The 24,254-nt window shown below is 73.9% G+C and carries 21 protein-coding genes and 1 tRNA gene; 10 read left to right on the top strand and 12 right to left on the bottom strand.

The genetic code is table 11. The annotated features are described in order from the left end of the window. The coding region (locus tag GD970_RS18080; protein ID WP_152204302.1) for a transglycosylase family protein at positions 1-291 on the top strand (291 nt) is incomplete at its 5' end. A 160-nt stretch (positions 292-451) separates the two neighbouring features. Here the strand turns inward: GD970_RS18080 and mug are convergent. Next, complete coding sequence (mug, locus tag GD970_RS18085) at positions 452-1,012, bottom strand: G/U mismatch-specific DNA glycosylase (RefSeq protein WP_152204303.1); 561 nt, start codon at positions 1,010-1,012, stop codon at positions 452-454. On the opposite strand from mug, the gene rsmA reads away from it, so the two are divergent. From rsmA to GD970_RS18100, 3 genes are all read left to right on the top strand, one after another. Beyond that, positions 948-2,024, top strand: coding sequence for a 16S rRNA (adenine(1518)-N(6)/adenine(1519)-N(6))-dimethyltransferase RsmA (gene rsmA / locus GD970_RS18090; protein WP_152204304.1), 1,077 nt, complete (start codon positions 948-950; stop codon positions 2,022-2,024). The two genes, mug and rsmA, sit on opposite strands and share 65 nt — an antisense overlap. After that, a complete protein-coding gene (locus GD970_RS18095) occupies positions 2,021-3,025 on the top strand; it encodes a 4-(cytidine 5'-diphospho)-2-C-methyl-D-erythritol kinase (RefSeq protein ID WP_152204305.1) in 1,005 nt (334 codons plus the stop codon). The genes rsmA and GD970_RS18095 overlap by 4 nt, the downstream gene beginning before the upstream one ends. Before the next feature lie 144 nt (positions 3,026-3,169). Then, entirely contained in the window at positions 3,170-5,068 is a 1,899-nt protein-coding gene (locus GD970_RS18100) for an ABC-F family ATP-binding cassette domain-containing protein (RefSeq protein WP_152204306.1), read from the top strand. 3 nt (positions 5,069-5,071) lie between these two features. Here the strand turns inward: GD970_RS18100 and GD970_RS18105 are convergent, their stop codons facing one another. The 5 genes from GD970_RS18105 to GD970_RS18125 all read right to left on the bottom strand — a co-directional run bounded on the left by GD970_RS18105 (position 5,072) and on the right by GD970_RS18125 (position 10,016). Then, positions 5,072-5,629, bottom strand: coding sequence for a MarR family winged helix-turn-helix transcriptional regulator (locus tag GD970_RS18105; protein ID WP_152204307.1), 558 nt, complete (start codon positions 5,627-5,629; stop codon positions 5,072-5,074). 62 nt (positions 5,630-5,691) lie between these two features. Then, positions 5,692-6,900, bottom strand: coding sequence for an ABC transporter permease (locus GD970_RS18110; RefSeq protein ID WP_152204308.1), 1,209 nt, complete (start codon positions 6,898-6,900; stop codon positions 5,692-5,694). Next, the gene (locus GD970_RS18115) at positions 6,897-7,877 is read right to left on the bottom strand and encodes an ABC transporter ATP-binding protein (RefSeq protein WP_152204309.1); all 981 of its coding nucleotides are present in this window, start codon (positions 7,875-7,877) and stop codon (positions 6,897-6,899) included. Before GD970_RS18115 ends, GD970_RS18110 begins: the two co-directional genes overlap by 4 nt. 136 nt (positions 7,878-8,013) lie before the next feature. Beyond that, positions 8,014-9,324 carry an asparagine synthase-related protein gene (locus tag GD970_RS18120; RefSeq protein ID WP_170297225.1) on the bottom strand — a complete coding sequence of 437 codons (1,311 nt, stop codon included), beginning with the start codon at positions 9,322-9,324 and terminating at the stop codon, positions 8,014-8,016. 86 nt (positions 9,325-9,410) lie between these two features. Beyond that, positions 9,411-10,016: a TetR/AcrR family transcriptional regulator gene (locus GD970_RS18125; protein ID WP_152204328.1), complete on the bottom strand. Its 606-nt coding sequence runs from the start codon at positions 10,014-10,016 to the stop codon at positions 9,411-9,413. 177 nt (positions 10,017-10,193) lie between these two features. On the opposite strand from GD970_RS18125, the gene GD970_RS18130 reads away from it, so the two are divergent. From GD970_RS18130 to GD970_RS18145, 4 genes are all read left to right on the top strand, one after another. Next, positions 10,194-10,265, top strand: a tRNA-Gln gene (locus tag GD970_RS18130). A 258-nt stretch (positions 10,266-10,523) separates the two neighbouring features. Continuing rightward, entirely contained in the window at positions 10,524-11,969 is a 1,446-nt protein-coding gene (gene glmU / locus GD970_RS18135; RefSeq protein ID WP_249043196.1) for a bifunctional UDP-N-acetylglucosamine diphosphorylase/glucosamine-1-phosphate N-acetyltransferase GlmU, read from the top strand. Then, entirely contained in the window at positions 11,966-12,946 is a 981-nt protein-coding gene (locus GD970_RS18140; protein WP_152204312.1) for a ribose-phosphate diphosphokinase, read from the top strand. The genes glmU and GD970_RS18140 overlap by 4 nt, the downstream gene beginning before the upstream one ends. 116 nt (positions 12,947-13,062) lie before the next feature. After that, complete coding sequence (locus GD970_RS18145; protein ID WP_152204313.1) at positions 13,063-13,986, top strand: glycosyltransferase; 924 nt, start codon at positions 13,063-13,065, stop codon at positions 13,984-13,986. 6 nt (positions 13,987-13,992) lie between these two features. Here the strand turns inward: GD970_RS18145 and GD970_RS18150 are convergent, their stop codons facing one another. The 5 genes from GD970_RS18150 to GD970_RS18170 form a co-directional block, all read right to left on the bottom strand. After that, positions 13,993-14,658: a polysaccharide deacetylase family protein gene (locus tag GD970_RS18150; RefSeq protein ID WP_152204314.1), complete on the bottom strand. Its 666-nt coding sequence runs from the start codon at positions 14,656-14,658 to the stop codon at positions 13,993-13,995. Continuing rightward, positions 14,655-15,524: a glycosyltransferase family 2 protein gene (locus GD970_RS18155; protein ID WP_152204315.1), complete on the bottom strand. Its 870-nt coding sequence runs from the start codon at positions 15,522-15,524 to the stop codon at positions 14,655-14,657. The genes GD970_RS18150 and GD970_RS18155 overlap by 4 nt, the downstream gene beginning before the upstream one ends. Beyond that, positions 15,521-16,927, bottom strand: coding sequence for an O-antigen ligase family protein (locus GD970_RS18160; RefSeq protein ID WP_152204316.1), 1,407 nt, complete (start codon positions 16,925-16,927; stop codon positions 15,521-15,523). Before GD970_RS18160 ends, GD970_RS18155 begins: the two co-directional genes overlap by 4 nt. Continuing rightward, positions 16,924-17,778, bottom strand: coding sequence for a YveK family protein (locus GD970_RS18165; RefSeq protein ID WP_152204317.1), 855 nt, complete (start codon positions 17,776-17,778; stop codon positions 16,924-16,926). The genes GD970_RS18160 and GD970_RS18165 overlap by 4 nt, the downstream gene beginning before the upstream one ends. Before the next feature lie 197 nt (positions 17,779-17,975). Further along, the gene (locus tag GD970_RS18170) at positions 17,976-18,842 is read right to left on the bottom strand and encodes a glycosyltransferase (RefSeq protein WP_170297224.1); all 867 of its coding nucleotides are present in this window, start codon (positions 18,840-18,842) and stop codon (positions 17,976-17,978) included. Between the two features lie 203 nt (positions 18,843-19,045). On the opposite strand from GD970_RS18170, the gene GD970_RS18175 reads away from it, so the two are divergent. After that, positions 19,046-19,963 (top strand): glycosyltransferase family 2 protein, encoded by a 918-nt coding sequence (locus GD970_RS18175; protein WP_152204319.1) that lies wholly within the window; start codon positions 19,046-19,048, stop codon positions 19,961-19,963. A gap of 3 nt (positions 19,964-19,966) precedes the next feature. Here GD970_RS18175 and GD970_RS18180 read toward each other — a convergent pair whose 3' ends face one another. Continuing rightward, positions 19,967-21,784 (bottom strand): ABC transporter ATP-binding protein, encoded by a 1,818-nt coding sequence (locus GD970_RS18180; RefSeq protein WP_226925446.1) that lies wholly within the window; start codon positions 21,782-21,784, stop codon positions 19,967-19,969. Positions 21,785-21,914: 130 nt separating this feature from the next. Between GD970_RS18180 and GD970_RS18185 the strand changes: the two genes are divergently transcribed. Continuing rightward, positions 21,915-24,224, top strand: a complete 2,310-nt coding sequence (locus tag GD970_RS18185) for a hypothetical protein (protein WP_170297222.1) — start codon at positions 21,915-21,917, stop codon at positions 24,222-24,224. Positions 24,225-24,254 lie beyond the last annotated feature (30 nt).

Consider the following 24,254-nt stretch of genomic DNA (forward strand, 5'->3'; position numbering starts at 1 on the left):
GCCCCGGCGCCCGCGCCGGCCCCCGCCGCGGCCGCGCCCGCCGCCGTGGGGGGTGGCGTCTGGGCCCGCCTGGCCCAGTGCGAGTCCGGCGGCAACCCCCGGGCCGTGAGCCCCAACGGCCTGTACCACGGCCTGTACCAGTTCTCGGTGCAGACCTGGCGGGCCATGGGCGGCTCGGGCCTGCCCTCGCAGGCCTCGCCCGCCGAGCAGACCCAGCGCGCCCAGGCGCTGCAGGCCCGCTCCGGCTGGGGCCAGTGGCCGGCCTGCTCCGCCAAGCTCGGCCTCCGCTGAGACCGACCAGCACTACTACCCGCGCGCGGGGCCTCGTCGTGAGGCCCCGCGCGCGGCGGTGTGTGAGGGCACGGGGCGCAGGGGAGGTCTGGCCTTCGTCCCCGAGGCCGGCGAGGTCCAGCCCCGGTCCCAGGGTGCCTCGGCCGACGGTTCGGCCGTGTCAGTCCAGCGCCGCGGCGCGCAGCTCACCGAACTTCGCCGCGAGCTCGGGCAGCTGGTAGTGCGCGTTCAGCCCGCTCGGATTGGGCAGCACCCACACCCGCGCCGGCCCGAACCGCCCCTCCTGCGGGCCGAGGGTGGCCTTCGGATCGCCGACCGCCGCCCGGTACGCCGTGACGCCGAGGACGGCCAGCCACGCCGGCGAGTACCGCCGCACCTCCTCGCGGAGCCGCTCGCCACCCTGACGCAGCTCGGTCCGGCCCAGCTCCGCGGCCGTCGCCGTGGCGCGGTCGACCACGTTGGTGATGCCCAGGCCCAGGCCGAGCAGCTCGTCCTGCTCGCAGGGCGCCAGGAGCCGCGGCGTCATCCCGGAGCGGTGCAGCGCCGCCCAGAACCGGTTCCCGGGCCGGGCGAAGTGATGCCCGGTCCACGCCGAGTACAGGCCCGGGTTGATGCCGCACAGGAGGACCCTGAGTCCCGGGGCGATCACCGGGGGAATGCTGCGGCCGGCGCAGGCCGCCAGCTCCTCCCGGCTCGGACGGGGCCGGCGCGTCGCGTTCACGTCCCCGAGTGTGCCCCGGCCGTCTCCGGGAGCGTGCGAGGGCCGCGGCGCCGCGCGGGTTAGGCTCGGCGCCGTGACTGCAGACGCCGCCCCGCCCGCCACCGGCCTGCTCGGGGCGGCGGACGTGCGCCGCCTCGCCGACGCCCTCGGCGTGCGGCCCACCAAGACCCTCGGGCAGAACTTCGTCCACGACGCCGGCACGGTGCGCCGGATCGTGCGCACCGCCGGGGTCGAGCCCGGCGACGTCGTCCTCGAGGTCGGCCCGGGCCTGGGCTCGCTCACCCTGGCCCTGCTCGAGGCCGGGGCGAGCGTCGTCGCCGTCGAGATCGACCCGCCGCTGGCCCGGGCACTGCCGGCCACCGTCGCCGCGCGCATGCCCACGGCCGCCGACCGGCTGGCCGTGCTGCCGGCCGACGCCCTGACCGTGACCGGGCCGCAGATCCTGCCCGCCCCGCCGGCCCTGACCGGCGCGCCGGTGGTGCCGACCCGGCTCGTGGCCAACCTGCCCTACAACGTGGCCGTCCCCGTGCTGCTCACGCTGCTCGAGCGGCTGCCCAGCCTGGAGTCCGTGCTCGTCATGGTCCAGGCCGAGGTGGCCGACCGCATCGCCGCCCCGCCCGGCTCGCGCACCTACGGCGTGCCGTCGGTCAAGGCCGCCTGGTACGCCGAGGCCTCCCGCGCCGGGACCGTGTCCCGGTCGGTGTTCTGGCCGGTGCCCAACGTCGACTCCGCGCTCGTGCGCCTGACCCGCCGCGAACCTCCCGCCACCACGGCCACCCGCGAGGAGGTCTTCGCGGTCGTCGACGCCGCCTTCGCCCAGCGCCGCAAGACCCTGCGGGCCGCGCTGGCCGGCTGGGCCGGCTCGGCCGCCGCGGCCGAGGCCGCGCTCGTGGCCGCCGGCGTCGACCCCACCGTGCGGGGCGAGCGGCTCGCCGTCGCCGACTTCGCGCGCATCGCCGAGCACCGCCCGGCGGGCGCACCTGCCGCCCCCTCTGGCACGCTGGGCCGGTGACGCCCAAGGTCCAGGTCCGCGCGCCGGGGAAGATCAACCTCGCCCTGCACGTGGGCCCGCCGCGCCCGGACGGCTACCACCCGCTGGCGACCCTCTTCCAGGCCGTGTCCCTCTACGAGGAGGTCCTGGCCGAGGCGGCCGACGACGTCACCCTCACCATCCACGGCCGCGGCGCCGACCTGCCCACCGACGCGACCAACCTCGCCGTGCGCGCCGCGCAGCTCCTGCGCGAGACCAGCGGGGTCGAGCGGGGCGTTTCGCTGACGCTGACCAAGGAGGTCCCCGTGGCCGGCGGCATGGCCGGCGGGTCGGCCGACGCCGCCGCCACGCTGCTGGCCTGCGACCAGCTGTGGGGTACCGGGCTGGGCCGGGAGGAGCTGGCCGAGCTGGCCGGCGAGCTCGGCGCCGACGTGCCCTTCGCGCTCACGGGCCTGTCCGCCATGGGCACCGGCCGCGGGGACCTGCTCACCCCGGTCATGAGCCGCGGCACCTACCACTGGGTGCTGGCCGTCCAGGCCGAGGGGCTGTCCACCCCCGCGGTCTTCCGCGAGTTCGACGCTCTGCGCGGCTTCTCGCCCGACGGCGCCGCTCGCGGCGGCGGCGTTCCCGGTGCGCACAGCGGCGGCGGCGCGGACGTCGCCGGTGCCGACAGCGCCGGAGGTGCGGGGGAGGCGCCCCGGGTGGACCCGGCGCTGCTGTCGGCGCTGCTCTCCGCCGACCCGCTCGTCCTCGCCCGGCACCTCAGCAACGACCTGCAGGAGCCGGCGCTGGAGCTGCGCCCGGAGCTCGGCGACGTGCTGGCCGCCGCCGACCGGGCCGGCGCGCTGGCCGCCGTCGTCTCGGGGTCCGGGCCCACCGTCGCCGCGCTGGCGCTGGACGCCCCCCACGCCGCCAGCGTCGCCGGGGTGATGCGCGCGGCCGAGGTGGCCGGCGAGATCCTCACCGTCACCGGGCCGGTGCCCGGCGCGCGGGTGCTCGAGCACGTCCACGGCCGGCGGTAGGGGCACGGCCGCTCGAGGCCGTGCGCGCGCCGGTGTGCCCGGAACCGCACGCGCGGCGCCGCCCCCGATTCCGCGCCCACCGGGCCCGCCTGCGACACTGGAACCCGTGACGACTCTCAGCCAGCCCGCCGGCGGTGGGCGCTAGTGGCCCACCTGCTCGGCATCGAGGGCGCCGGCGTCGTCCTCGGCTCGCGACCCATCCTCACCGACGTCACCCTCGGCCTCGACGACGGCATGCGCGTGGGCGTGCTCGGCCGCAACGGCGCGGGCAAGTCGACCCTGCTGCGCCTGCTCGCCGGGCGCAGCCAGCCGGACACCGGGCGGGTCACCCGCGCCGGCGGCACCCGGGTGGTCGCCCTCGAGCAGTCCGACGCCTTGCCCGCCGGCACGGCCGTGCGCGACGTCGTCCACCCCGGCGTGCCCGAGCACACCTGGGCCTCCCAGCCGGCGGTGCGGGACATCCACGCCGGCCTGCTCGCCGACGTCGGCCTCGACGCCGACGTCGCCACCCTCTCCGGCGGGCAGCGCCGCCGCGTCGCGCTGGCCCGCGTGCTTACCCAGCCCGCCGAGGTCCTCATCCTCGACGAGCCCACCAACCACCTCGACGTCGAGGGGGTGGACTGGCTCGCCCGGCACCTGCAGGGGCGGTATGCCCGCGGCGAGGGCGCGCTCGTCGTCGTCACCCACGACCGCTGGTTCCTCGACGCGGTGTGCACCCGGGTGTGGGAGGTCGTGCCCGGGCACGACGGGGTCGCGGGCCGGGCGCCGGTCGGCGGGCACGTGGAGACCTACGACGGCGGGTACGCCGCCTACGTCCTCGCCCGCGCCGAGCGCGCCCGCACCGCCGCCCAGGCGGAGGAGAAGCGGCAGAACCTGCTGCGCAAGGAGCTGGCCTGGCTCCGCCGCGGCGCTCCCGCGCGCACCTCCAAGCCGAAGTTCCGCCTCGACGCCGCCGCGACCCTCATCGCCGACGAGCCGCCGCCGCGCGACCCGCTCGAGCTGACCCGGCTGGCCACCGCAAGGCTCGGCAAGGACGTCCTCGACCTCGAGGACGTGACGGTCACCTACCCCTGGCGCCCCGGCGAGCGCCCCGCCGCGGACGGCCCGGGCGGCGCCCCCGCCGGTGAGCGGGTGGTCCTCGACGACGTCACCTGGCGCCTGGCGCCGGGGGAGCGGGTGGGCATCGTCGGCGTCAACGGCGCCGGCAAGTCCACCCTGCTGCGCCTGCTCGCCGGCACCCAGCAGCCCACGTCCGGGCGGGTCAAGCGCGGCAAGACCGTCCAGGTCTCCCAGCTCTCCCAGGAGACCCGCGAGCTCGACGCCGTCGCCAACCTGCGGGTGATCGAGGCCGTCGAGGAGGTCAAGGGCCGGGTGGAGGTCGGCGGCAAGGAGCTGACGGCCGGCCAGCTCGTCGAGCGGCTCGGCTTCACCCGCGAGCGGGCGTGGACGCCGGTGGCCGACCTCTCCGGCGGGGAGCGGCGCCGCCTGCAGCTGCTGCGCCTGCTCGTCGCCGAGCCCAACGTGCTGCTGCTCGACGAGCCGACCAACGACCTCGACACCGACACCCTCGCCGCGGTCGAGGACCTGCTCGACGGGTGGCCCGGCACGCTCGTCGTCGTCTCCCACGACCGCTACCTGCTCGAGCGGGTCACCGACCACCAGGTCGCCCTGCTCGGCGACGGCAAGGTCCGCGACCTGCCCGGCGGCATCGACGAGTACCTACGCCTGCGCCGCGAGATCGAGGCGGGCGAGCCCGCCGCGCCCCGCCCCGCCGAGACGCCGGCCGCCGCGACGGCGCCCTCGACCGGACCGAGCCCGGCCGAGCAGCGCGCCGCGAAGAAGGAGCTGGCCCGCCTCGAGCGCCAGCTCGCCCGCGCCTCCGCTCGCATCGAGGAGCTGCACGCCGAGCTCGCGCTGGCGTCGGCCGACCCCGACCGCGTGGCGGAGCTCGGCGACCTCGCGGCGCGCGCGAAGGACGCCGAGGACGAGCACGCCGCGCTGGAGGAGGAGTGGCTCGCCGTCGCCGAGGTGGCCGAGGCCTGAGGGTCAGACCGCCTCGAAGGGCAGCAGCAGGCGGCGCAGCAGGTCGCGCAGCTGGGTCCGCTCGCCCGGGGTGAGCGCGGCGAGCAGGTCGCGCTCGGAGTCCAGCAGGGTCGACATCGCCGCGTCCACGCGGGCCTTGCCCTCGGCGGTCAGGCGGACCTTGACCACCCGGCGGTCGGTGGTGTCGGCCGAGCGCACCACGAGGCCGTGGCCGACCATCCGGTCGATCCGGTTGGTCATGGTGCCGGAGGAGACGAGGGTCTCGGCGATGAGCCGCCCGGGGGTCAGCTCGTAGGGCTCGCCGGCGCGGCGCAGCGCGGAGAGGACGTCGAACTCCCAGGCCTCCACGCCGTGCTCGGTGAAGGCGTGCCGGCGGGCCAGGTCGAGGTGGCGCGCCAGCCGCGAGACGCGCGAGAAGACGTGCAGCGGCATCGGGTGCAGGTCGGGGCGCTCGCGCTGCCAGGCGCTGACGATCCGGTCGACCTCGTCCTGGGTGGCGCGCACGCCGGCAGCCGCGCCAGGGGATGCCCCGGCCCGGTCTCCCGGCTGCGCTGCGCTCATCCCCCGAGATTACTCGACGTCGAGATACTTTCGTCGGACCCGCACCACGGGGGGAGGGCTGCTCAGCCGCGCAGGGCGTCGGCGAGCTTCATCCGTCCGCCGGTGTGCAGCACCCCGCGCCGGTACACCCGCGCCGCGACCCACACCAGCAGCGGGATGGTGGCCAAGGCGATCACGGCGGCCAGCGCCAGCTCCCAGCCGGCGAGCGCGCCGAAGGCCTCGCGCACCGGCATCATGAACGGCGCGAAGAACGGCACCTGGGAGAGGATCCGCACGGCCGTGCCGTCGGGGTCGTTGGGCACCAGGAACATCGTCACGTAGTAGGGGATGAAGAGCATGAACATCAGCGGGGTGGTCACCGTGCCGATGTCCTCCTGGCGTGAGACGAGCGCCGCGAAGCCGCCGAAGAGCAGCGCGAAGATCGCGTAGCCGAGCAGGAACCAGACGACCATCATCGCCAGGGACGCGCCGAGGTCGATCTCCAGGCCGTCCATCAGGCCGACGGCGCTGGCCGCGATCGCCATCGCCCCGCCGAGCACCACGACCTGGAACAGGCCGTAGAGGCCGATCCCGAGGATCTTCCCGGCCAGCAGGTGGGTGGGCCGGATCGTCGCGAGGAGGATCTCCACCACGCGGGAGGTCTTCTCCTCCACCACGCCCATGGCGATGAGGGTGCCGGAGCCGATGAGGGCGAAGAGGAGCACCGAGATCATCGCCATGGCGATGCCGTAGGTCGGCCCGTCGAAGCCGGGGTTGCCGTCGTCCTCGGCCAGGGACTCCACGGTCGGGGTCGCGCCGGCCATCGCCTCGCTGAACGCGGCCGGGTCGCCGCCGAGGTCGCTGACCTGCTGGGCGAGGACGAAGGACTGCGTGGCGGTGGTGACCAGGGCGAGCAGCTCGGGGTCGGCGGTGTCGGCGACGAGCACGGTCGGTGCCGCGGGGTCGCCGTCGAGGAAGGCGTCGAGCTTGTCGTCGGTGTCGCCCGCCAGGGCCGCCTCGGCGGCGTCGCGGGTCATGGTGATGACCTCGACCTCGGTCTGCTGGCCGGCTGCTCCCGCCCGCAGCCCCTCGCCCAGCGCCGCGGTGGAGTCGGACACGGCGACCGTGAGCGCGGGGGCGTCGTCGTCGCGGTTGAGGAAGTACCCGCCGACCACGGCGGCGACGACGATGACGACCAGCATGACGGCCATCGAGATGATGTTCGCCTTGGTCATCATGCGGGTCTTGACCTCGCGGCCGGCGACCATCCAGACGGTGCTCAGGGCGCTCACGCGGCCACCTCCGCCCGGGCGCGGCGGGAGCGGGGATCGTCGTCCGGCGGTGGCGCCTCGCCGTCGCCGGCGGAGACGACGTGCCGGAACAGGTCCGTCAGCGTCGGGCGCACGGGGGCGAACTCGCGCACCGCGCCGAGCTCGAGGGCGCCGGCGAGCAGCCGCTGCTCGGTGCCCGCGGCGTCGTCGAGCTCCACGACGACGGCGCCGGGCCGCTCGGGCACCGCGGAGGCGGTCACCCCGGGGAGGGCGTCGGCCCACGCCCGCACGACGGCGGGATCGGCGGCGACGTCAAGCAGCCAGCGCGGGCGGTCGGTCGTGCGCAGCTCCTCGATGGTGCCCAGGGCCTCCATCTGGCCGGCGCGGACGATGCCGACGCGGTCGCACAGCCGCTCGACGAGGTCGAGCTGGTGGGAGGAGAAGATCACCGGCACGCCGGCGTCGGCGCGCTCGCGCAGCACGGCGGACATGACGTCCACGGCCACGGGGTCCAGGCCGGAGAAGGGCTCGTCGAGGACGAGGATGTCGGGGGAGTGCACGAGGGCGGCGGCGAGCTGGACGCGCTGCTGGTTGCCCAACGAAAGCTTCTCGACGTTGTCCCCGCGGCGGGCGCCGACGCCCAGGCGGTCGGTCCAGTACTCGGTGGCGGCGGCGGCCTCGCCCGGGCTCATGCCGTGCAGGCGGGCAAGGTACGTCAGCTGCTCGCCCACCTTCATCTTCGGGTACAGGCCGCGCTCCTCGGGCATGTACCCCACGTGGCGGCGCGCCTCGAGGTCGAGCTCGACGCCGTTCCAGCGCACCTGGCCGGAGTCGGCCGCGAGCACGCCGAGCATGATGCGCATGGTGGTCGTCTTGCCCGCCCCGTTGGAGCCGACGAAGCCGAAGATCTCCCCGGCGCGCACGTCGAAGGTCATGTCGCGCAGCGCGCGGAGGCTGCCGTAGCTCTTGTTGAGGTGGTCGATCTCGAGCGTGCTCATCGGGTCCATTCCGCCGGGCAGGCCCGGCACTCGGCCGTCCCGGGCCCCCGCACCAGAAACGGACTGATTCTGTCCGAGGCAAGGTACCAGCGTCGGTCAGGCTCTCGGCGTCCCCGTGCACGGAGTCGGGACCGGGTCAGGGGCGCGGCCCAGGCTCCGCGCGTGCCTGCCGCTCGGCGGCTTTGAGGTTGAGCTCGAGACCCAGCGTGATGGTGACCAGCGAGTCCGCGTGGGGGCCGTAGCCAGCGAGCGCGGAACGCAGCGCCGTCTCGTCGACCAGGTCGCGCCCGGCTAGGTCGGTGAGGTTGGCGCGCACGAGGTCCTGGATGGGGCCCGGGCGCCGGTAGGCGGACCGGATGCGTGCGTTCGCGTCCGGCCGGGCCGCGCCGGTCGGTAGGCGCAGCCGGTCGGCCGTCTTCCGCACACGCGCCCGTGCCCCGCGGGCGAGCCGCGATGCGCCGGACTCGACGAGCGGGCCGCCGTGGAGCGTGGTGGGCAGGGAGAAGAGGCGCGGAAAGGCAGCCTTGAGGACCTCCTTGTAGAGGTGCTGGTCGTAGCGATAGCGCGGTGGGGCAGACAGCATGAAGTCCAGCCAGGCCCCGGTGAGGAACGGGGTGTTGATGCGGTAGTCGCGCAGCCGCCGGGTGCCGGTGTAGCAGCGCTGGCGGACCCCGTGGTCAAGCTGCTCGGGAAAGGTCAGGAGCTCGGCCGGGTGGAACGGCTCCGTGGGGATGTCAGCGGCCGGGTCGAATGTGTCCGGCAGCAGCGGAGCCGTCCCCGGGAGGAGGTGCACCTTCAGGAAGTCCTCGACGGCGGACGGCCAGTCCCAGACCTCGTCCTCCGCCGGCGCCCAGTCGCCGCTGACGGCGTCGCCGCACAGCCCGTCCCAGAAGGTGTTCTCCCGCCCCAGGCGAGTGTGGAGGAGGTAGCTGAGGTAGCGCTGGCCGAACGGGAAGGGCAGTGGGAGGTGACGGGCGAGGACGGAGCCGACCAGGCCCTCGGTCGTCCACTCGACGGAGGCGGTCTCGAGCCGTTCGTGGCGCACCCCGGCGGCCGCGGCCACGGCCGCGGCGAAGTCGTAGTCCCGCTCGCCCGGCATGCCGAAGGTGGCAGCCACGACCTCGGAGCGGTCGAAGTGCTCGAGCAGGCCGCCTAGGATCGCGCGGGAGTCCAAGCCGCCGCTGAGCAGCACCACCTGCTGACCGGTGCCCGGGCCGCGCTCCGCGCACTGCTCGATCGCGGAGTGCAGCGCGGTGACGCCGGCGCGCACCAGGTCACCCACGTCGACCTCGTCGGCCCGGAGCTTCGGTCGGCGCGACCAATCGGCGAGCAGGGTGAGCGGCTCGTCCGGGTATGTGGGGACGAACCCGAATGCCAGGTATTTCTGGATGCGCTCGGCGTCCAGCAAGAACGCGGCGCTCTGCTCGGTCGCGACGTCGTCGGTCATAGGACCCCCGGTCGGTGCTTCGCTGCACATGTCGCCGGAACGGTATCCCAGGACCGGTCAGCAGGTGACCGGTTTACGCTTCGGCGTCAGCTCAGGGCAAGGGAGCTGAGCTGCGGCTCGCGCTCGAGGCCCTTGAGCCCGTTCCACGCCAGGTTGACCATGTGCGCGGCGACGACGGTCTTGTCCGGGTGGCGCGCCTCGAGCCACCACTGGCCGGTCAGCGCGATGAGCCCGACGAGCATCTGGGCGTACATCGGCGCGGCGGCCGGGTCGAGGTGGCGGGCCCGGAACTGCTCGGCCAGCAGGTGCTCCACCTGGCTGGCGACGTCGCCGATGAGCGAGGAGAACGTGCCGGTGGCCTGGGCGACGGGGGAGTCGCGCACCAGGATGCGGAAGCCGTCGGTGTTGGCCTCGATGTAGTCCAGCAGCGCCAGGGCGGCCTTCTCCACGATCACCTTGGGGTGCCCGCCGGCGCCGAGCTGGTCGGTGAGCATCCCCAGCAGGCGCTGCACCTCGCGGTCGACGACGACGGCGTAGATGCCCTCCTTGCCGCCAAAATGCTCGTAGACCACCGGCTTGGAGACCTTCGCACGGGCGGCGACCTCCTCCACGCTGGTGCCCTCGAAGCCCTTCTCGGCGAAGAGCGCGCGGCTGACGGTGATGAGCTGCTCGCGGCGCTCGCTGCCGGTCATGCGCACCCGGGGGGCGCGCCTGCTGTCGGAGGACACGCCCCCATCATGCCGTGCCGCAGATCACGCGGCGGGTTCGCGCCGGGTCCGGTGCCCGCTTCGGGTGTGCGGCCGCGCCCGCCGGCCGGTTCGGGATGCGGGCCCCGTGCCTGGCACACTGGGAGCCGCGCTCGCGCGCGGTCCGCCCTGGTGTAACGGCAGCACGCAGGCCTTTGGTGCCTTGCGGTCCGGGTTCGAATCCTGGGGGCGGAGCCGGAGTCGTGTCGACGGGACGACCTTCCGCAGCGGCGCGGCGTGCGGCACGCGACCGCCCCGACGGCTGGCGCGCGCGGCCCCGCGCGCGCTCCACGGGCTGGTCCTCCGGACGGAGGTGCTCCGCCACGGCGCTAGAGTGTTCGCTGCAAAGCACGCCCGGGGCGCGGCCGGGCGGTCATCCATCCCAAGGGAGCTGGCGTGAGCCTGACCCAACCTGCTGCTGTCGTCGTTCTCGCCGCGGGTGAGGGCACCCGCATGAAGTCCCGCATCCCCAAGGTGCTCCATGAGATCGGTGGTCGCAGCCTGCTGGGGCACGCGCTCACCGCGGCCCGGGCGCTGGACCCGGCCCGCCTCGCCGTCGTCGTCCGGCACCAGCGCGACGCCGTCGCCGCCCACGCCTCCGGGCTCGACGCCGGCGTGACGATCGTCGACCAGGACGAGGTCCCGGGCACCGGCCGGGCCGTGCAGTGCGCGCTGGGCGCCCTCGACGCCGCCGCCGCCCTCGAGGGCCCCGTCGTCGTCATGGCCGGGGACACCCCGCTGCTCGACGCCGGCACCCTCACCGAGCTGCTCGCCGCCCACGGCGCCGACGCCAACGCCGTCACCGTCCTGACCACCACCGTCGAGGACCCCCACGGCTACGGGCGCATCCTGCGCGAGGACGGCGCCGTCGTCGGCGTCGTCGAGGAGCGCGACGCCACCGCGGAGCAGCGGCAGATCCGGGAGATCAACACCTCCACCTACGTCTTCGACGCCGCCGTGCTGCGCGAGGCGCTCGGCGGGGTCGGCCAGGACAACGACCAGGGCGAGGTCTACCTCACCGACGTCGTCGCCCTCGCGCACCGCCGCGGCCTGCCCGTGCGGGCGATCTCCGTGGAGGACTCCTGGCTGGTCGAGGGCGTCAACGACCGCGTCCAGCTCGCCGCGCTCGGTGCCGAGCTCAACCGCCGCACCCTGGAGCGGTGGATGCGCGAAGGCGTCACCGTCGTCGACCCCGGCACCACCTGGGTCGACGTCGACGTCGAGCTGGCCCGCGACGTCACCCTGCTGCCCGGCACCCAGCTGCACGGGCGCACCCGGGTGGACGAGGGCGCCACCATCGGCCCGGACACCACCCTGCGCGACGTCGTCGTCGGGGCGGGTGCCACCGTCGTGCGGACCCACGGCTCCGACGCCGAGCTCGGCGCCGGGTCCACCACCGGGCCCTTCGCCTACCTGCGTCCCGGCGCCCAGCTCGGCGAGCGGGGCAAGATCGGCACGTTCGTCGAGGTCAAGAACGCCTCCATCGGCCCCGCGGCGAAGGTGCCGCACCTGACCTACGTCGGCGACGCGGAGATCGGGGAGGGCACGAACATCGGCGCCTCCTCGGTGTTCGTCAACTACGACGGCGTCGCCAAGCACCGCACCCGCATCGGCGCGCACGCGCGCACCGGCTCTGACAACATGTTCGTCGCGCCCGTCACGGTCGGTGACGGGGCGTACACCGGCGCCGGCACCACCGTCCGCGAGGACGTCCCGCCCGGCGCGCTGGCCGTCAGCGGCGGCCCGCAGCGCAACATCGAGGGCTGGGTGCTGCGCAGCCGGCCCGAGACGGACTCCGCCCGGGCCGCCGCGCGGGCGCTGGGCCACGGGCCCGAGACCACGACCCCCCGCGACCAGCAGGTCCCGGGTGCCACCGCAGAAGGGGACAACAACCGATGACCGGGATCATCACCAGCGGTGAGAAGCGGCTCGTGGTCGTGAGCGGGCGCGCTCACCCCGAGCTCGCTGCCGACGTCGCGCGCGAGCTCGACATCGAGCTGCTGCCGACGACGGCGTACGACTTCGCCAACGGTGAGATCTACGTCCGGTTCAACGAGTCGGTGCGCGGGTCGGACGTGTTCGTGCTGCAGTCGCACACCGTGCCGATCAACCAGTGGCTCATGGAGCAGCTGATCATGGTCGACGCGCTCAAGCGCGGCTCGGCCAAGCGGATCACCGTGGTGGCCCCGTTCTACCCCTACGCCCGGCAGGACAAGAAGCACCGCGGCCGCGAGCCGATCTCTGCCCGCCTGGTCGCGGACCTGTTCAAGACGGCCGGCGCGGACCGGCTGCTCAGCGTGGACATGCACGCCGCCCAGTCCCAGGGCTTCTTCGACGGACCGGTGGACCACCTGTGGGCCATGCCGATCCTCAGCGACTACGTGCGCACCCGGATCGACACCAAGAACGCCGCGATGGTCTCCCCGGACGCCGGGCGCATCCGGGTGGCCGAGCAGTGGGCCGCCAAGCTCGGCGGCGTGCCGCTGGCGTTCGTGCACAAGACCCGCGACATCCGCCAGCCGAACCAGGCCGTGGCCAACCGCGTCGTCGGTGACGTCAAGGGCAAGACGGCGGTGCTCGTCGACGACATGATCGACACCGGCGGCACGATCGCCGAGGCGGTCAAGGTGGTGCTCGCGGCGGGGGCGACCGACGTCATCGTCGCCGCGACCCACGGGGTGCTCTCCGACCCGGCGGCGCAGCGGCTCTCGGAGTCCGGCGCCCGCGAGGTCGTCGTCACCGACACCCTGCCCATCCCGCCGGAGAAGCGCTTCCCGCAGCTGACGGTGCTGCCCATCGCGCCGCTGCTGGGCCGGGCCATCCGCGAGGTGTTCGACGACGGATCGGTCACGTCGCTGTTCGACGGCAACGCCTGAGCGGCGGACCGAAGGTGTGAGGCGGGTGGCGGGCATGGCCTGCCACCCGCCGTCGGCACGGCGGGTTCGCCCCGAACCCCGGACGGAGGGCGTCGTCCGGCGGTACGGTGCCGCGCGTGGACCCAGCCGAGGAGCGCGTGGCGGTCGTCGTCGTCACCTTCAATAGCGAGCCGCTGCTGCCCGACCTCCTCGCCTCTCTCCCGGCGGGACTCGCCGGCCTCGACTGGCACCTGGTCGTGGCGGACAACGCGTCGTCGGACCGCAGCGTCGAACGGGTGCGGCACCTCGCCCCCGACGCCACCGTCGTCGAGCTCGGGCGCAACGCGGGCTACGCGGCGGGCATCAACGCGGCCGTCGCTGCCGCCGGCGCGCACACGGCGGTGCTCGTGCTCAACCCCGACGTCCGGCTCGACCCCGGCTGTGCCGCCGAACTGCTCCGGGCGCTGCGCACGCCCGGCACGGGGATCGCCGTGCCGCGACTGCGGGACGCGCACGGGGAACTCATCCGCTCCATGCGCCGGGAGCCCACCGTGCTGCGGGCGCTCGGGGACGCGGTGCTGGGCACGGAGCGCGCCGGACAGCAGGACAGCCTCGGGGAGATGGTCACCCGTCTGGAGAGCTACCGTGGCGAGCAGCTCGCCGACTGGGCGGAAGGCTCCACCCAGCTCATCAGCGCCGAGTGCTGGCGCCGGTGTGGGCCCTGGGACGAGTCGTTCTTCCTGTACTCCGAGGAGGTCGACTTCGGACTGCGCGCCCGTGACGCCGGCTTCGCCACCCGGTACGTCCCGGCCGCGGGCGCAGTCCATCTCGAAGGCGGGTCGGGCAGCTCCCCCCGGCTGTGGGCCCTGCTCGTGACCAACAAGGTGCGCCTCTTCCGGCGCCGACGGGGCGTGCTCCCGGCCCTGCCCTTCTGGGTGGTGATGCTGCTCCGCGAGGCCAGCCGGGCGGCCCTGGGACGGCCGCACAGCCGGGCCGCGGCAGCGGCCTTGCTCAATCCGCGGCACCTGCGCGAGCTGCCCGGGCCCGACCGCTTGGCGTAGTCGGGCTCACCGCCAGCGCTTCACCAGGCCCTTCGCCCACGAGGCGGCCCACGCCGCGCGCGAGGCGTGAAGTACCTCGGCGCGAAGCGACGCCGCCGTGTCGACGGTGCGTACGCTGAAGCGCGGCTGGAGCCAGGCGCCGGTGCGCCCGGACCGCCGGTCGCTGGTGTGCACCGCGGCATACCCGAGCGAGCGGAGGCGTCGCAGCACGTGGCGGTCGTACTCGCCGCGGGGGAGCGCAGCCTCCTCCACGGAGGCGCCAATGAGCTCTGCGAGCCGCGCCCGAGCGTCCACGAGCTCGACACGCGCGGTGCGCGGATCCATCCCGCGCCAGCTGCGGTGGTCCATGCCGTGCGTGCCGAGGGTCATGCCGCGACGCCGCAGTTCGAGCACGTCGTCCGGGGAGAGGCTGCCTGCGGTGCCCAGGCGTCCGGCCAGGACGAAGAACGTGGCGTGCAGGCCCCGCTCCTCCAGCGCATCCACGCCGAGGGCGAGGTCGGACGCGTTGCCGTCGTCGAAGCTCAGGCGCACACCGGGCCAGGTCATCACCTCGTCGAGGATGCGGAGGTAGGCCTCGGCGGAGATCCAGTACGCGCTTTCGCCAGGCTCGAGCGGGCGGCGGGGGGTGCCGATGCCGTGGAAGCAGATGTTCAGCACCCGTGTGCCGGTCATCGGCTCTCCGCCTCGGCCTGGCGGGTGGAGTCATCCCTCTCCCAGCTCTGCGGGCTGCCGCGGCGTGCCAGGGCCGCGGCCACCAGCGTGACCGTGACGTAGACGACCGCCGCCGGCGCCAGCCAGGGCGCGGGCACGACGACGTCTCGCAGCCATGACCAGCGATCGGAGGACCGTACGCTCCCGGTGACCTCCCCGCGCGCGGCTGAGGCCCGAAGCGCCCCCCCGCCGCGGCGGACGCGGACCAGGCGCCGGACAAGGTCGCGGGTGCGGAGCGGTGCTGGGACCCGCATGACGACGTCGTCCACCTGCAGCTTTTCCGCCGCGGTGAACTGGGCATCGACGAAGAGATCGTCGGCCACCACCTCGGGGAAGACGCCGAACCTCGCCCGTCCCTCGGCGGACAGCACAAACATCCCCCGCCCGAAGAGGCTGCCGCGGTAGGCGGGCAGGCGTGAGTTGATCGCGAAGTAGGCCCGGACCACCCGCGGACGACCGGCGGCGTCGACGACGCGGCGTGGGGCGACGGCCAGCGGCCGCGGGCCGCCCGAGCCGGGATCCTCCAGCGCCGCGCAGAGCCTCTGGACCATCTCGGTGGTCGCCTCGAGGTCCGCGTCGAGGTAGACGCGCGGAAAGCCGGTCGCTTCGCGGTCGCCGGCGTTGAGCGCCCGGGACTTGCCCGCCTCGGGGACCTTCAGCACGCGCACGCCGGAGCGGGCAGCGGCCACCTGCGCCGTGCGGTCGGTGCAGCCGTTGGCGACGACGATCACGTCCAGCTCGCCGGGACGGGCGCCCGCAAGCAGAGCGTCCAGGCACTTGCCGATGACCCGCTCCTCGTTGTGCGCGGCGATGACGATACTGGTCATGGGACCCCTCCCGGAGAAGCAGCGAGCGCCCCGACGGGTGCGCTCGGAGGTGCCGGCGGAGCGGGGTCCGCGGTCCCGGTACGCCGCAGCCCGGTCCGCTCCAGCGGTGAGGGCAACGGCCTGCCGTGTAACACGCCGTCGTGCCAGAGCGCACCAGCGACGCCCACGAGGACGAAGAGCATGATGGTCGCCTGGCCAAAGCTGAACAGGTCGAAGAACGCGCCCGAGACGCCGATCGCGAGCGTGGCCCCGAGAACCGCCTGGGCGCGGGACGCCGCGACGGCGTCGCGGGCCCGGCGGGCCGCCCCCCGGGCGCTGGCCAGCCCGAGGAGGAGCCAGACGATGACGCACCCCACGAGGACGATGCCTCCTTCGACCAGGGACATGAGGTACTGGTTGTCGAGGTAGATGTACAGCTCGGGCCGGAACGTGCCCAGGCCGTATCCGAGCACGGGCGAGGACTCTACGAGGTCGTAGACCGCGGCGTAGGCCCGGGTGCGCGAGGCGATGCTGGTGTCCTCGGAGCTGTTGCGAAATGCTCCGAGGACGGTGCCGAGCAGGCCGGGCACCGTGGCCCGGAACATCACCAGCCCTGCCAGCCCGAGCACGAGCGCGACCAGCCGCTGCTGGCCGGTGAGCACCACCGCGTACGTGGCAAGCGCGAGCAGCAGCACGAGGATGCCCGAGCGGGAGACGGACATCGGTATCGCGGCGATGCACACGAACGTCCCGATCGCGGCCAGCTGGCGACCGAGGCGGGTCGGCCCGAAGCGGGCGAAGTGCAGCCCGATCGGTGTCACGGCGCCGGCGAGGACACCGAACTCGATGGGATGGTCGCTCGCGCCGCGCACGCGCAGGAACTCGTCCCGCATCATCTGCGCGGTGCCGTGCGCGTCCAGGCCCGGGATCTGAAACAGGTCGCTCCACTCGAACGGGACGACGAACTGCGCGACGGCCACGAACGAGCTGAGCGCCGCGCCGATCAGGAGCGCGAGGAGGAGCCGGTCGCACAGGCGAGGGGTGGCCGTGGCGGCAATGCCAAGAGCGACGACGGGCAGCGGGAACATCACCAGCGCGTAGCGGATTGCCCCGGCGGCCTCGACCGGGTCGAGCGCGCGCAGCCAGGAGGCGGCCAGGGAGCAGGCCAGTCCGAGCAGCAGGAGCCAGCAGCCGTACTCCACCGGTGAGCTCCGGCGCGGCCGCTTCTGCTGCACCCACCCCAGGGCGACCGCCGCGGCGATCCAAAACACCATCAGCCGGGCCGGCCACCCGTTGGACTTCAGAGGACCGGCGAGGACCACACTGGCCGGGATGGTGAGGGCGACGATCGGGAGCAGCTGGAGGGCGACCCACGGACCCCGTGGTCGCGACGGGGGCAGGAGTGCCCGGACGACGGTGCTCACGGCCGTCGGACGGTGGCCGCCCCTGGCCGAACGAGCCGCCGGCCCGCTCCCGCCCCGTCGGCTTCGGCGGGGGGCGCGCCCTTAACGGTGGGCGCCGGGCGGCGGTAGTCCTGCGTGGCAGGCTCTTCCGCCGTGGCAGGCTCCTTCGCGGTGGAAGGCCCGTCGTCACCGGCCGGTGCTGGTAATCCGGCTGCCGCCGCACCGTGCCGGCCCCGGCGCGCGCGCCGGGGCCGGCGCGCGAGCATCAGGTCGGCGACCGTGGCGGCCGCGGCGGCGACCCCGCACCCGACGACGGCGATAGCGCCCGCCGCGCGCAACCGGCTCGGCGTGATGTCCTCCACGGCCCCCGCGGGGACCGCCGGCGCCAGGCGGTAGTGGGTGTTCGGCGGCGCTCCGGCGCTCTCCTGCACCTCGTCGAGGACGACGGCGGCCTCTGCGGCGATCTTGTCGAGGAGGGCGTAGACCGCCTCGGGGGACGACTGGGTGGCGTCGATGGTGACGATCGGCTGGGACTCGGACTTCTGGGCCTTGACGGACTCGCTCGTCAGGCCCTCGACCCCCAGCCGGTCCCGGAACACCGAGCTGTTGATGTTGCGCCCGAGCACGGCGGCCGCGAACTGCGCCCCGCCCTGACCGGCGTACGGGTTCTCCGGCTCCGGAGCGGCGTCGGGCTGGTCGGCGGTGCCGGCGGTCTGCTGGAGACTGGGCAGGACCACCACGGAGGCCGAGGCGGTGTAGACAGGCTCGACGGACTTGTACGACTGCAGCGCAAGCCACCCCGCGACGGCGACCAGGGGGACCGTCACGTACCAGCGCCGCAGGCACGCGCCGACAATGCTGAACAGGTCCATCGACAATCTCCTCGCACCCGACGACGGGCCAGCTGACGTGCGCCTTCGCCGGCGCCATTCGTTCGATGAACGTACAGCCGCGTCGGCTGCCGCACGGTGGGTATCGGTCGCGCAATTGCGCAGCCGGTGGGGAGATTCCGTGAAGGGCTGCGGCCGAAGCGTTCGGCGGAACGTGGTGTCGTCGCCGGTGCTGTCCGTCAGAGGTACCAGACGCGGTACCGCAGGCTTCCCACCACCAACCCGGCGCTCGCCGACGCGTTCTCCAGCCACCACCAGCGGGCCCGGGAGGAGAACGGCGTGGCGGCCGTAGCAAGGGCGAGCATCACCCAACGGCGGGCGACCCCGACCGGCCGCGGGCGGGGCATGCCGGAGGCGCGGTAGTCGCGGAAGAGCTGCGCCCGGGCACGGCCGAGCAGGTACGCCTTGCGCAACACCCCGCGAACGGAGTCTCGGTAGCGGTAGTGCACCACCGCCTCGGGGGCGTAGCGCAGCCTGTGCCCGGCGAGCTGGAGGCGCCAGCACAGCTCGGTGTCGTCAGAGGCGTAGGTGTAGCGCTCCTCGAAGCCGCCGACGTCCTCGAACGCGGAGCGCCGCACGCCGAGGTTGGCGCTGATGGCCCGCGGCAGGAACCCCGCGGAGACGGGCAGGTGGTCGGGGTGGCGGGGGAGGTGGCGCGGACGACCCGGGTTGAGGCGTTCGCTCTCGATCGCGCCACCCGCCGCATCCGCCGCGTCCAGGGCGCCCACCATGGCGCCGACCCAGTCCGGCGCCACCTCGTCATCGGCATCACAGAAGAGCAGCAGGTCTGCCGCCGCCACCGCCGCGCCGGCGTTGCGGGCCGCACTGGTCCCGCGCCGATGGCACCGGACGATGCGCAGCGCCGGGAGGCGCGCGCCAAACGAGCGGCACACCTTCACTGTCCCGTCGGTGGAGCCGTTGTCCACGATGACGACCTCCCACGGGAAGGCCGCATCCTGGGCCGCGAGCGCGCGCAGCTGGGTGCCGATGGTCCCGGCAGCGTTGAGCGCAGGGATGATGACGCTCGCACGGACGACGTCGTTCACACCAGCACCGTAACGGCCACGCCGGTATCCGTACGCCTGTTGACGAAACTTCGTCGCGTCAGTTGGATGGGCCTCCACCTGGGCGGACGCGGGACTGGTCGCCGAGGCCGACACGCCCGAGTCGCCGACGCCGAAGGAGCGCACGTCATGCTGACAGGTGGGGGCGGGCCGGCGCCGTGCACCGGACCAGGACTCGGACGACGATGACCCCCGCCGTGTCGGTGGTCATCCCGAGCTACAACCGCTCCGCCACCATCGTCCCCGCCATCGCCAGTGTCCTGCGACAGACATTCACGGACCTGGAGGTTCTCGTCGTCGACGACGGGTCGACCGACGACACCGTTGCGCAGGCCGAGCGTCTCCCCGACCCCCGGCTCCGGGTGCTGCGAAGCACGGCCAACGCTGGGGTGAGCGCGGCCCGCAACCGAGGCGTCGAGCACGCCCGGGGTGCCTGGGTCGCGTTCCAGGACAGCGACGACGAGTGGCTGCCGACGAAGCTGGAGAAGCAGCTGGCGAGGCTGGGGACGGCCGGGCCGGACCACGTCGGCGCGTACTGCGGGATGCTCGTCGTGGGCGCCCTGGAGGAGCACGGGGGCCGCACCGAGGTGCGCTACGTTCCCGAGCCCGAGACGCGCCTCGTGGAGGGCGACATCCTGCCCACGCTCTTGCGGACGAGCACGGTGAGCACGCAGACGATGGTCGTCCGCCGCCGTGACCTCCTGCGGGTCGGCGGCTTCGACGAGCAGCTCCGGTCACTCGTCGACTGGGACCTCGCGCTCCGCCTCTCGCGCGTGGGCCCGTGGGCGTTCGTCGACGAGCCACTGGTCCTGCAGCGCTTCTCGGCGAACAGCCTGACCCACGGTGTCGAACGGCGGGTCCGCTCGACGGTGCGGGTGGTGGAGAAGAACCTCGACCTTCTCGAGGAACGGCCGAGGGTGCTCGCCGAGCACTACCGCACCATCGCGGGGGCCTACCGCCGGCTGGGACGGTTCGCAGAAGCCCGGGACTACCTGCGGCGGGCACGCGGGCTGCGACGCACCGACGGCCGTCTGTGGGCTCTCGCCGCCTGCACCGAGGCGGCCGGCCTGGTTCGGTGCGGGCCCGGCCGTGGCCGGCGGTGACGCTCAGGCCCCCTGCTGGTTCTGGGTGATCTCGCTGAGCTGGTGGTAGAAGGCGTTGGTCTCGAGGAGGCTGGCCGGGGTGTCGAAGGCCTGCAGCCGGCCCTGGTCGACGACGAGGACCCGGTCGCAGAACGACAGCGCCGAGAGGCGGTGGCTGACGATGAAGAGGGTGATCTTGCCCTTGAGACCCTCGAGCGCCTGGTGCACCAGCGCCTCGGACCGGACATCCAGCGCGCTCGTGGCTTCGTCGAGGATGAGGATCTCCGGCGTCCCCGCCAGGGCGCGGGCCAGGCAGATGCGCTGGCGCTGCCCTCCCGAGACGGCTGCGACCCGCTGGCCGACGACCGTCTCGTAGCCGTCCGGCCAGGACATCACGTCGTCATGGATGTTGGCCGCCCGGGCGGCCGCCTCGATGTCCGCGTCGGTGAGATCTGGGCGGTAGAAGCGGATGTTGTCGGCCACCGTTCCCCAGATGAGCTGCGGGGTCTGCGGTACGTAGGCGACACGCTCCTGCCACTGCCTTCTCCGGAACGCACGCGCGTCGAGCCCATTGACGAGCAGGGTGCCGCCGGTGGCGTCCCGCAGCCGCAGCAGGATCTGCACCAGCGTGGACTTCCCGGACCCGGACGGCCCTGCGATGCCGACCGCCTCCCCCCGGCGGACGCTGAAGGTGATGTCCGTCAGGACCTGACGGCCCGCCGGGTAGGAGAAGTCCACGGACACCGCGCCCAGCTCGCGGATGGGGGGAAGGTCGGTGTCGCCGTCCTGCTGGGGGTGGGAGACGTACCTCTCGATCGCGTCCGCCAGCCGCTGCATGAACGGGATCTTCTCGTCCATGCTCGTCGCCACGCTCTGGACCTGCTGCCCGTAGGTGAGGGCGCGGACGAGGATGAGCACGACGGCGCCCAGCGTGGTGAACTGGCTGGCCTCCACGAGCGAGACGGCGATGAGGGCCAGGACGAGCAGCAGCAGGGCGACGCTCTGGAACAGGCCGGGAACGAGCTCGGCGAGGAAGCGCGTGCGCAGCGCCGGCAGGCGGACCTTGTCGATGAGCCCGTAGAAGGCCTCCCGGTAGGTCGGCGAGGCGCCGAAGACCTGCACCTCCTCGGCGATGAGGACCGCCTCGTCGACTCCCTGGGAGTACTCGATGTTCTCTGCGCTGAAGTCCCGCGCGTACTCGCGCAGGCGGCGGGCCAGGGGCCGGAGCGCGATGAACAGCACCACGGACGTCACCGTGAGGATGACGGCCGCGGGCAGGTTGAGCACGTAGGCGGAGATGACGAGCGTGAGAAAGGTGACCCCGGCCGACACGCCGTGCCCGAGGGTGATGACTGCCTGGCTCACCGTGGAGATGTGCATGTTCATCAGGGACTGGAAGACACCGCCGCGCTCGTTGGCCTTGACCGTCCAGGCGGCCCCGACGAACGCGTCGAAGAGCTCCCGACGGAGGTCGGCCATCGCCTGGGACCCCAGCCGCGCCGGGACATAGGCCAGCATGGCGTTGACGCCGGCACGGCCGAGCGCCAGTACCACCGCGACGGCGAAGGCCGCCCGGAGCGGAAGGTCGAGGGCCAACGGACCGAGCTCGGCCTGCACACCCTCCGTGCCGGACGCCAGCGAGGCGGCGATGATGGCGATGAGCGCGATGAGGGTCGACTCCACGACGCCCGCGACCAACGAGAGGGCGCCGAGCAGCAGCAGCTGCCGCCGCGAGCGCCGGAAGAAGGGCGACAGCCGCCGCCAGGCCGCCCACGTCTTACGGGCGACGTCCAAGGGGCTGGGGCGCCGGGGCGCCGCGGTCGGGGACGGTGTCTCGGCCACAGGGCATCCCTCCAGGCCGGTGCGGTCGATGCGGAGCGGTGCGTCCGCCCGCAGCAGCGTATGGCCGCTCCCGGACGTGCGTGGCCGAAACCGCGGACAATTCTGGGCGGCCTCTTCTACCGTGCCGGGAATGAGACTGGCATCGGTCCTCCCCGGCGATCTTCGCGTCCTCGAGATCGGGGCGACGGGGCCGTCTGTGGCGCGTGAGCTTGCCGAGGCCGGCCACGCCCGGTACCTGGGCCTCATCCCGCCGGACGTCCTGGACCTGGTCCGGCTGGGATCGCCCGGCCTCGAGCACCGCCTCCACCCGCTGCACGGCACCGACCAGGTCCTGCGCTCCAGCACCGACGTGCTGCTCCTGCGCGCGCCGTACACCCGGCTCGCGTGGGCGCTGCGGGACCTCGAGGTGCGCTACCTCGCCGTCGAGGTGCAGGGGGCGGCCTCGGTCGGCACGCGCGGCGCCGGACTGGTGGGACGGCTGACGGGCAAGGCCCGCCAGGTGGGTCGCGTGACCTGCGGCGGCGCGGACTTTGACCTCATCCAGCTTGAGCACCCCGCACCCCCGCTCACCCGGCGCTACCTCTCGGAGGTCATGGGGGTCGAGGGCCTCGTCCGACGCCTGGACGAGGTGGGGGCGCGCTACGCCGTCCTCCGCTGGTTCGAGTCGTTGCCCGCGCTGGCCCCGGGTGAGGACCTCGACGTGCTGGTGGCCGACGAGCACCTGGCGACCGTCGGGGCGGTGCTCGCCGAGGAGCCGGGGACCATCCCCGTGGACCTCTACAGCGAGACCGGCCTGGAAGGCTCGGACTACCAGGGCATGGCCTACTACCCTCCGGCGCTCGCGGCGGGGCTGCTCGCCCGGGCCGTCCGGCACGCCAGCGGATGTCTCGTGCCCGCGCCGGCGGACCACCTCCACTCGCTCGCCTATCACGCGGTCTATCACAAGGGCGCCCGCTCCGGGCTTCCCTCGTCCGTCGTGGCCACCCTTCCCGACCCCGAGCACGACTACGCCGCCGTCCTGGTGTCCCTCGCCCGCGAACGGGGCGTGGCGCTGGAGGTGTCCCTCGAGGGGGTCGACGCGTACCTCGCGGCCGCGGGCTGGCGTCCGCCCCCGGACACGTTGCGCCGGATGGCGGAGACCAACGAGTGGATCGCGCGGCGCCACTGCTCGGTCGAGCCAGGGCCCGCCGACCTCCCCGAGGCGGTCGCCTTCTTCGTGCGCGAACGCACCCTGTCGGTGCTCAACCTCGACGACGTCCTTGACGTGCTGCGGGCCCTGGAGTTCGAACTCGTGGCGGTGCGCGAGCTCGGGTCAGAAGCGCGGGCTCGTTGCGCCGCCGACGTTCGTGGCGGGAACTGGGGGAGAGGGCCGTTCCGGGTCAGCGGGGGCGAGCCGGTCGTCGTGGTGGCGGCACTTCACTACGGGCGTCGGCCCCCGGACGCGGAGGTGCTGGAGAGGTATCCTCGCCTGACCAACTCGGACGTGCTGCTCGCCAAGAACGAGGTGCGTGATCTCGTGCGCTCCCGGGTGGGGGAGGCTCGGGCGTTCAACCCCGTGCACTCCTCGGACGACGAGCTCGAGGCGTGGGAGTACCTCCGGCTCGCCCTTCCCGACGGGGTGGACGAGCTGCGGCAGGTGGCCGCGCGGCGGAAGGACGACTTCCGCACGGAGGCGCCGGTGCGGGCGGTCCTGCGGAGCGGGCGCCGAGCGAAGGTCGAGGTGGTCGACGGGCCCGACGGTCCGGTGGTGCGCAAGACTTTCGGCGCCCACGCGGCGCGGTACCTCGAGCGGGAGGTGCGTGCCATCCAGGACCTTGCCCCCCACGTGGCCGCCGTCCCCTCCGTCACGGCGGTGGGGCAGAACTGGTTTGCCTTGCCGTACTTCCGCGACGTGCTGCGCGTCCCGGACCGGCCCGACGGGTCGCTGGTGCCGCTGCGTCTCGCCCGGGAGATGACCGGTGTGCTCCGCGAGGTCCACGCGCGCGGGCTGGACCTGGTCGACGCCAAGCCTCAGAACTTCATGTTCGACCCCCGTTACGGGCTGAAGCTGGTGGACCTGGAGTTCTGCCACCGCTACCCGGGGGAGGTCCCCGACTTCCGCGAGATCTACGCCTTCGCCGGGCTGCCTGCCGACTTCGACGGCGACCGCCCCTACGGAAAGCTCGGCTACGACACCCTGTGGAGACCGTTCGTCGGGCTCTCCCGTGACGCGTTGCTGGCGGACCCCGCGTGGCTGCAGCACGCCAAGCGAGCGGCCTTCCGGCTCCGCACAGGCACGACGACCCGGGCACGCGCTGCCGCCCGCCGCGGCAGGGACGGTGGCCGACGCCTGCGCTCGCGGATGGCCACGGCCTACTGGGACTGGGCGCGTGCCCGTGCCCTGGAGCCCGTGGTCGTGACGGCACCACGCCTCGAACGTCCCGCCATGGCGAACCGGTGACATCCTCCCCGGCGCCCCACCGACCCGATG

Source organism: Georgenia thermotolerans (genome assembly GCF_009193185.1).
Lineage (GTDB): Bacteria > Actinomycetota > Actinomycetes > Actinomycetales > Actinomycetaceae > Georgenia > Georgenia thermotolerans.

Coding starts and splice junctions, on each gene's coding strand:
- GD970_RS18150 (WP_152204314.1), bottom strand. CDS start 14,658: ATGACCGGCACACGGGTGCTGAACATCTGCTTCCACGGCATCGGCACC.
- GD970_RS18105 (WP_152204307.1), bottom strand. CDS start 5,629: ATGAGCGCAGCGCAGCCGGGAGACCGGGCCGGGGCATCCCCTGGCGCG.
- glmU (WP_249043196.1), top strand. CDS start 10,524: ATGAAGTCCCGCATCCCCAAGGTGCTCCATGAGATCGGTGGTCGCAGC.
- GD970_RS18120 (WP_170297225.1), bottom strand. CDS start 9,324: ATGACCGACGACGTCGCGACCGAGCAGAGCGCCGCGTTCTTGCTGGAC.
- GD970_RS18175 (WP_152204319.1), top strand. CDS start 19,046: ATGACCCCCGCCGTGTCGGTGGTCATCCCGAGCTACAACCGCTCCGCC.
- GD970_RS18140 (WP_152204312.1), top strand. CDS start 11,966: ATGACCGGGATCATCACCAGCGGTGAGAAGCGGCTCGTGGTCGTGAGC.
- GD970_RS18155 (WP_152204315.1), bottom strand. CDS start 15,524: ATGACCAGTATCGTCATCGCCGCGCACAACGAGGAGCGGGTCATCGGC.
- GD970_RS18125 (WP_152204328.1), bottom strand. CDS start 10,016: ATGACCGGCAGCGAGCGCCGCGAGCAGCTCATCACCGTCAGCCGCGCG.
- rsmA (WP_152204304.1), top strand. CDS start 948: ATGCTGCGGCCGGCGCAGGCCGCCAGCTCCTCCCGGCTCGGACGGGGC.
- GD970_RS18165 (WP_152204317.1), bottom strand. CDS start 17,778: ATGGACCTGTTCAGCATTGTCGGCGCGTGCCTGCGGCGCTGGTACGTG.
- GD970_RS18115 (WP_152204309.1), bottom strand. CDS start 7,877: ATGAGCACGCTCGAGATCGACCACCTCAACAAGAGCTACGGCAGCCTC.
- GD970_RS18185 (WP_170297222.1), top strand. CDS start 21,915: ATGAGACTGGCATCGGTCCTCCCCGGCGATCTTCGCGTCCTCGAGATC.